Source organism: Rhizobacter sp. P2_H2, assembly GCF_056403375.1.
The window spans coordinates 1-5,565 of record NZ_JBFUFP010000295.1; the positions used below are offsets into that span (position 1 = coordinate 1).

The window sequence follows — 5,565 nt, forward strand, 5'->3', positions numbered from 1 at the left end:
GTGCAGCGTCATGCGCCAGCAACTCGCCGGCCGGCGCCGCCAGCAGCTCGCTGAGCTGCACCGCCGGCGCCGTGTTCTTCTCTTTCGCGAACCACACATCCGCCATCTGGTGCTGCGAGCCATCGCTCATCGTCACGCTCGACACCAGGCCCAGCAGGTTCCCGTGGTCGACCGCCGTCCCGGCGAGTGCATGCAGGTCCAGCGACACCACGCCCACGTCGGCCAGCGATTTCAGCTCGCCCGCATCGGTCTTGCCGTCGTGGTTCGCATCCACCCACACGCGCAGGTCCTTGAAGTTCGCGTCCGCGGCGCTGACCACGCCATCGTGGTTGCCGTCCAGCTGCGCCAGCGCGACGTAGCCGTTGGCCGCACGCGTGCCGTCGGCCAGCCGCGTGCCGATGCCGAACAGCTCGCTGCCGTCGTTGATCGCGCCGTCGTGGTTGCGGTCCAGCGCCAGCAGCGCCGAGCCCTCGGCGATCCAGCCGCTGCGCGCCGCACTGCCCGTCGCGGCGATGTCGAAGTTCACGCCCTGGCTCGCCGACGTCGTGTGGATGCCGGTGCCCGCCAGGTCCAGCACGATCGGCGTCACCGACAGCAGCGCCGAGATCTGGGCGCCCGACATCACGCCGATGTCCTCCGGCGTGAAGGCCGCCACCTGCTGCAATGACATCGCGGCGATGTCGGCCGTCTCCATCGCCACCATCTGCGCCGTCGTCAGCGCGGCGATGTGGTCGGTGCTCAAGCCCGCGATCTGCTCGGTGCCGAGCGCAACGATCTGCGCCGTCGACAGCGCGACGAACTGGCCGGTGTTCAAGGCCGCGATCTGGTCGCTGCCCAGCGCATGGAAAGCCGACGTGCCCAGCGCCCGAAGATCGCCCGGCTGCATCGCCGCCACCTGCGACGCATCCAGCCCCGCCGCCTGCGCGCTGGTCAGCGCGGCGAACTGCCCCGCGCTCATCGCCACGATCTCGTCGGTCGTCAGCGCGGCCACCGCAGCGGCACTCAGCGCCCGCACCGCACCGGTGCTCAGCGCCGCCAGGTCGGCCGTCTCCAGCGCCGCCACCTGGGTGGCCGTCAGCGCGGCCGCCTGGGCGGTCGACAGCGCGGCGAACTGCGTGGTCGTCAGCGCATTCAGGTAGTCGGTGTGCAGCGCACCGATCTGCGGTCCGGTCAGCGACCCGATCTGCGCCGTCGTCAGCGCCGCGAACTGGTCGGAGCCGAGCGCCTCCACCTGCGCCGGCGTCAGTGCGCGGAACGCGGCCGAGCTGAGCGCGCGCAGGTCGTTGGTCTCCAGCGCCAGCATCTGCTCGGGCGTCAACGCCGCCGCCTGCGTGGCAGTCAGCGCAGCGGCCTGGGCCGTCGTCAGCGCGGCGATCTCGGCGGTCGTCAGCGTGGCGACCGAGCTGGCCGCCAGCCCCTTGATCGCGGCGGTGCTGATCGCCGCCCAATCCGCCGTCTCGAGCGCTGCCACCTGCGTGGCCGACAAGGCCGCCACCTGGGCCGACGAAAGCGCCGCGAACTGCGCCGTGCTCAGCGCCGTCAGGTCGTCGGTGTTGAACGAGCCCACTTGCGCCGGCGTCAGCGATGCGATCTGCGCGCTGGTCAGCCCCGCGAGCTGCATCGAGGTCAGCGCGTCGATCTGCGACGCGCTCAGGGCACGGAACGCGGCCGAGCTCAGCGCGCGCAGGTCGGCCGTCTCGATCGCCGCGACCTGGTCGGTCGACAGCGCTGCGATCTGCGCGGAATTCAACACCGAGGCCTGTGCGGTGGTCAGCGCGGCGATCTCATCGGTCGTCACCGCGGCCAGCGCCGTCGGGTCGATGCTGCGGATCGCCGCTGTCGTCAGCGCCGCCCAGTCGGCCGTCGGCAATGCGGCCAGCTGCGCGCCGCTCAACGCCGCGGCCTGCGCCGAGTTGAGGGCGGCGAACTGCTGCGTCGACATCTGCTGCAGGTCGTCGGTGCCGAGGATCGCCACCTGCGCCACCGTCAGCGTGGCGACCTGCGCGGTGGTCAGCGCGCCGATCTGCGTCGGCAGCAGCCCGTCGAACTGCGCGGTCGTCAGCGCACCCAGCTGGGCGGTGCTCAGTTGCGTCACTTGCGTGGTGGTCAGTGCGTCGAGCTGCGCGGCCGACATTCCGCGCAACGCCGCCGTGGTCAGCGCCCGCAGGTCGGCACTCTCCAGGTGCGAGATCTGCTGCGTGGTCAACGCCGCGGCCTGCGCGCTGTTCAGCGCGGCGAACTCGGCCGTCGTCATCGCGTTCAGCGAGGTGGTCGACAGCGCGGCGATCTGCGCCGGCGTCAGCGCCGCCACCTGCACGGTGGTCAGCAGGCTGATCTCCTGCGTCGTCAGCGCCGCGAGTTGCGCGCTGCTCCAGCCGCGGATCGCGGCGGTGGTCAGCGCGCGCAGGTCGGCCGTCTCCAGGTTGGCCGCCTGCGTGGTCGTGATCGCACCCGCCTGCGTCGCCGACAGCATCGCGAACTGCGCGGTCGTCAGCGCGTTCAGCTCGGCCGTCGTCATGCCGGCGATCTGCGCCGTCGTCAGCGCCTGCACCTGGGCATCGGTCAGCGCGCCGGTGCTGGACGTCGGGGTGGCCGGCGTCGTCGGCGCGGTCGAGCCGCCGCTGCCGCCGTCGGACGAGAACAGGTCCCGCCAGGCCGAGGGCAGCAGCTTGCTCACCAACCACTTGACGAAGCCGAATTTCATGCGTTCAGGGGTGCGGGTGACTCGCGTGACTGCGCGGCACGCACTTCAGGGAGTGCGTGCCGCGCCATCGGTTGCCGTGATCAGATCAGCGGGCCGATGTTCTTCAGGTGCTCGTCGTCGGCCAGCAGCTTGTGGTCGACGTGCACCGCGGCATGCGCCGTGGTCTGCGTCGCCGCCACCGTCGGGGCGCTGCTGCCGCCCAGCACGTCGGYCGTCGGCGCCGCCAGCACATCGGCCAGCTGCACCGGCAGTTCCTTGGCTGCCGTGGCATCGGTCGCCGCGGCCTTGCCGAACCACACGTCCGCCATGTCGTGCTTGGCGCCGTCGGCCGTCGTGTAGCTCGACACCAGGCCCAGCAGGTTGCCGTTCTGCACCGTCGTGCCGCTCGCGGCATGCAGGTCCAGCGAGACGATCCCGAAATCGGCCAGGCCCTTCAGCTCGCCCGCCTCGGAGATGCCGTCCTGGTTGGCATCGACCCACACCTTCAGCTTGTCGAAGTTCGCGTCCGTGGCGCTCAGCTTGCCGTCGTGGTTCGTGTCCTCGATCTTCATGGCCTCGTAACCGTTGCCGGCGCGGGTGCCGTCGGCCTTCACGGTCGCGACGCCGAACAGCTCGGTGCCGTCGTTGATCTTGCCGTCGCCGTTGCGATCCATCACCAGGATGCCGTCCGTCGAAGAGGCCCAGCCCACCTTGTTGGCATGGCCGGTGGCGTTCAGGTCGAAGTTGACGCCGTGCGCCGCCGACACCGTCGAGACGCCGTCACCGTTCAGGTCCAGCACGATCGGCGAGGCCGCCATGAAGGCATCCAGCTGCGGTGACGACATCACCGCGATGTCCTGCCCTTCGAAGGCCGCGATCTGCGTCATCGACATCGCCGCGATGTCCTGGGTCTCCAGCGCCATCGTCTGCGTGGTCGTCAGCGCGATGACCTGGTCGGTCGTCAGCGAATGCACCTGGGCGGTGGTGAACGCGGCGATCTGCGTCGCGCTCAGCGCCTGGAAGGTGTCGGTCGTGATGGCCTGGACCTGGTCGGTCGTCAGCGACTGGATCGCGGCCGTGCTCAGTGCACGCAGGTCCGCGGTTTCCAGGTTGCCGATCTGCGTGACCGTCAGCGACTGGATCTGCGCCGTGTTCATCACCAGGAACTGCGAGGCGGTGAACGCGTTCAGGTCGTCGGTGGCCAAGTGCGAGATCTGCGAGGTCGTCAGGTTGCTGACCTGGCCGCCCAGCGAGGAGAGCTGCGTCGTGGTCAGTTCGCCCAGCTGCGCATCCGTCAGGGCGCGCAGCGAGGTCGAGGTCAGCGCACGCAGGTCCTGCGTCTCGATCACCGAGATCTGGTCGGTCGTGATGCCGAGCACCTGGGTCGCCGACAGCGACGCATAGTGCGCCGTGGTCAGCGCCTGCAGGTCGTCGGTGGCCATCGTGCCGATCTGCGACGCCGTCAGCGAAGCCGACTGCGCCGTGGTCAGCGCCGCGAACTGCGTGCCGGTCAGCGCGTTCAGGTCGTCACTCGACAGGCTGGAGATCTGCGTCGTGGTCAGCGAAGCGACCTGCGCCGTGGTCAGCGCACCGAACTGGTCGGAACCCATCGCATCCAGCTGGGCGGTGCTCAGCGAACGCAGCGCCGCGGTGCTCAGCGCACGCAGGTCGTCGGTCTGCAGGCCGGCCATCTGGTCGGAGGTGAGCGTCTGCACCTGGGCCGACGAGAAGACCGCGAACTGGCTGGTCGTCAGCGCGTTCAGGTCGTCCGTGGTCAGCGTGCCGACCTGGCTGGCCGTCAGCGCCGCCACCTGGCCGGTGGTCAGTGCCGCCATCTGGTCGGAGGTCAGCGCCGCCAGCTGGTCGGAGTCCAGCGCGCGGATCGCGTTGGTGCTCAGCGCGCGCAGGTCGGCCGATTCCAGGTTCGGCATTTGGTCGGTCGTCAGCGCATGCGCCTGGGCCGTGGTCAGTGCCGCATAGTGCGCGGTGGTCAGCGCACGCAGGTCGTCGGATTGCAGGCCGGCGATCTGGCTGGCCGTCAGCGACGTCACCTGGGCCGTCGACAGCGCCGCGAACTGCGCGGTGCCGAAGGCGTTCAGGTCGTCGGTGACCAGGTTGCTCAGTTGCGCGGTCGTCATCGCCGCCACCTGGGCCACCGTCAGCTGGCCCATCTGGTCGGAGCTCAGCGCATCGATCTGCGCCGTGCTCATGTTGGCGATGGCCGAGGTGCTGATGGCACGCAGGTCCGACGATTCSAGGTGCGGGATCTGGTCGGWGGTCAGCGAMGCSACTTGCGYSGTCGACAGGATCGCGAACTGGGCGGTGCTCAGYGCGTTCAGCGAGTCGGAGSTCAGCGARGACAGCTGGGTGGTCGTCAGYGCSSCSACTTGCGCGGTCGTCAGCGAYGCSAYCTGGTCSGAGGTSAGSGCWGCGAACTGGTCGCTGTTCAGGCCRCGGATGCCGGCSGTGCTGATGGCACGCAGGTCRGCCGAYTCCAGGTGCGGGATCTGGTCGCTGGTCAGCGCGCCGACTTGYGCGGTCGACAGCGCGGCGTAGTGCGCCGTCGTCATCGCACGCAGGTCGTCGGTYTSSAGGCCGGCCACCTGGCCGACCGTCAGCGAAGCGACCTGGGCGGTCGACAGCGCAGCGAAGTCRGCGGTGTTCAGCGCGTTCAGGTCGGTGCTGGTCAGGTTSGACAGCTGSGWGGTSGTSAGSSCMGCSACYTGSGCGGTCGTCAGCTGGCCCATCTGGTCGGAGGTCAGCGCATCGACCTGCGCCGTGGTCCAGTTGCGGATCGCGGCGGTGCTCAGCGCACGCAGGTCGGCCGATTCCAGCGTCGGGATCTGGTCGGTGGTCAGCGCGGCGGCCTGGGCGGTCGACAG

Annotated in this window: 2 pseudogenes; both read right to left on the reverse strand. The window is 70.0% G+C overall.

Annotated elements, in window-relative coordinates:
- A pseudogene (locus AC1D15_RS16195) lies at positions 1-2,704 on the reverse strand (heme utilization protein); the annotation flags it as partial.
- A gap of 80 nt (positions 2,705-2,784) precedes the next feature.
- Positions 2,785-5,565 (reverse strand): annotated as a pseudogene (locus tag AC1D15_RS16200) (heme utilization protein); the annotation flags it as partial.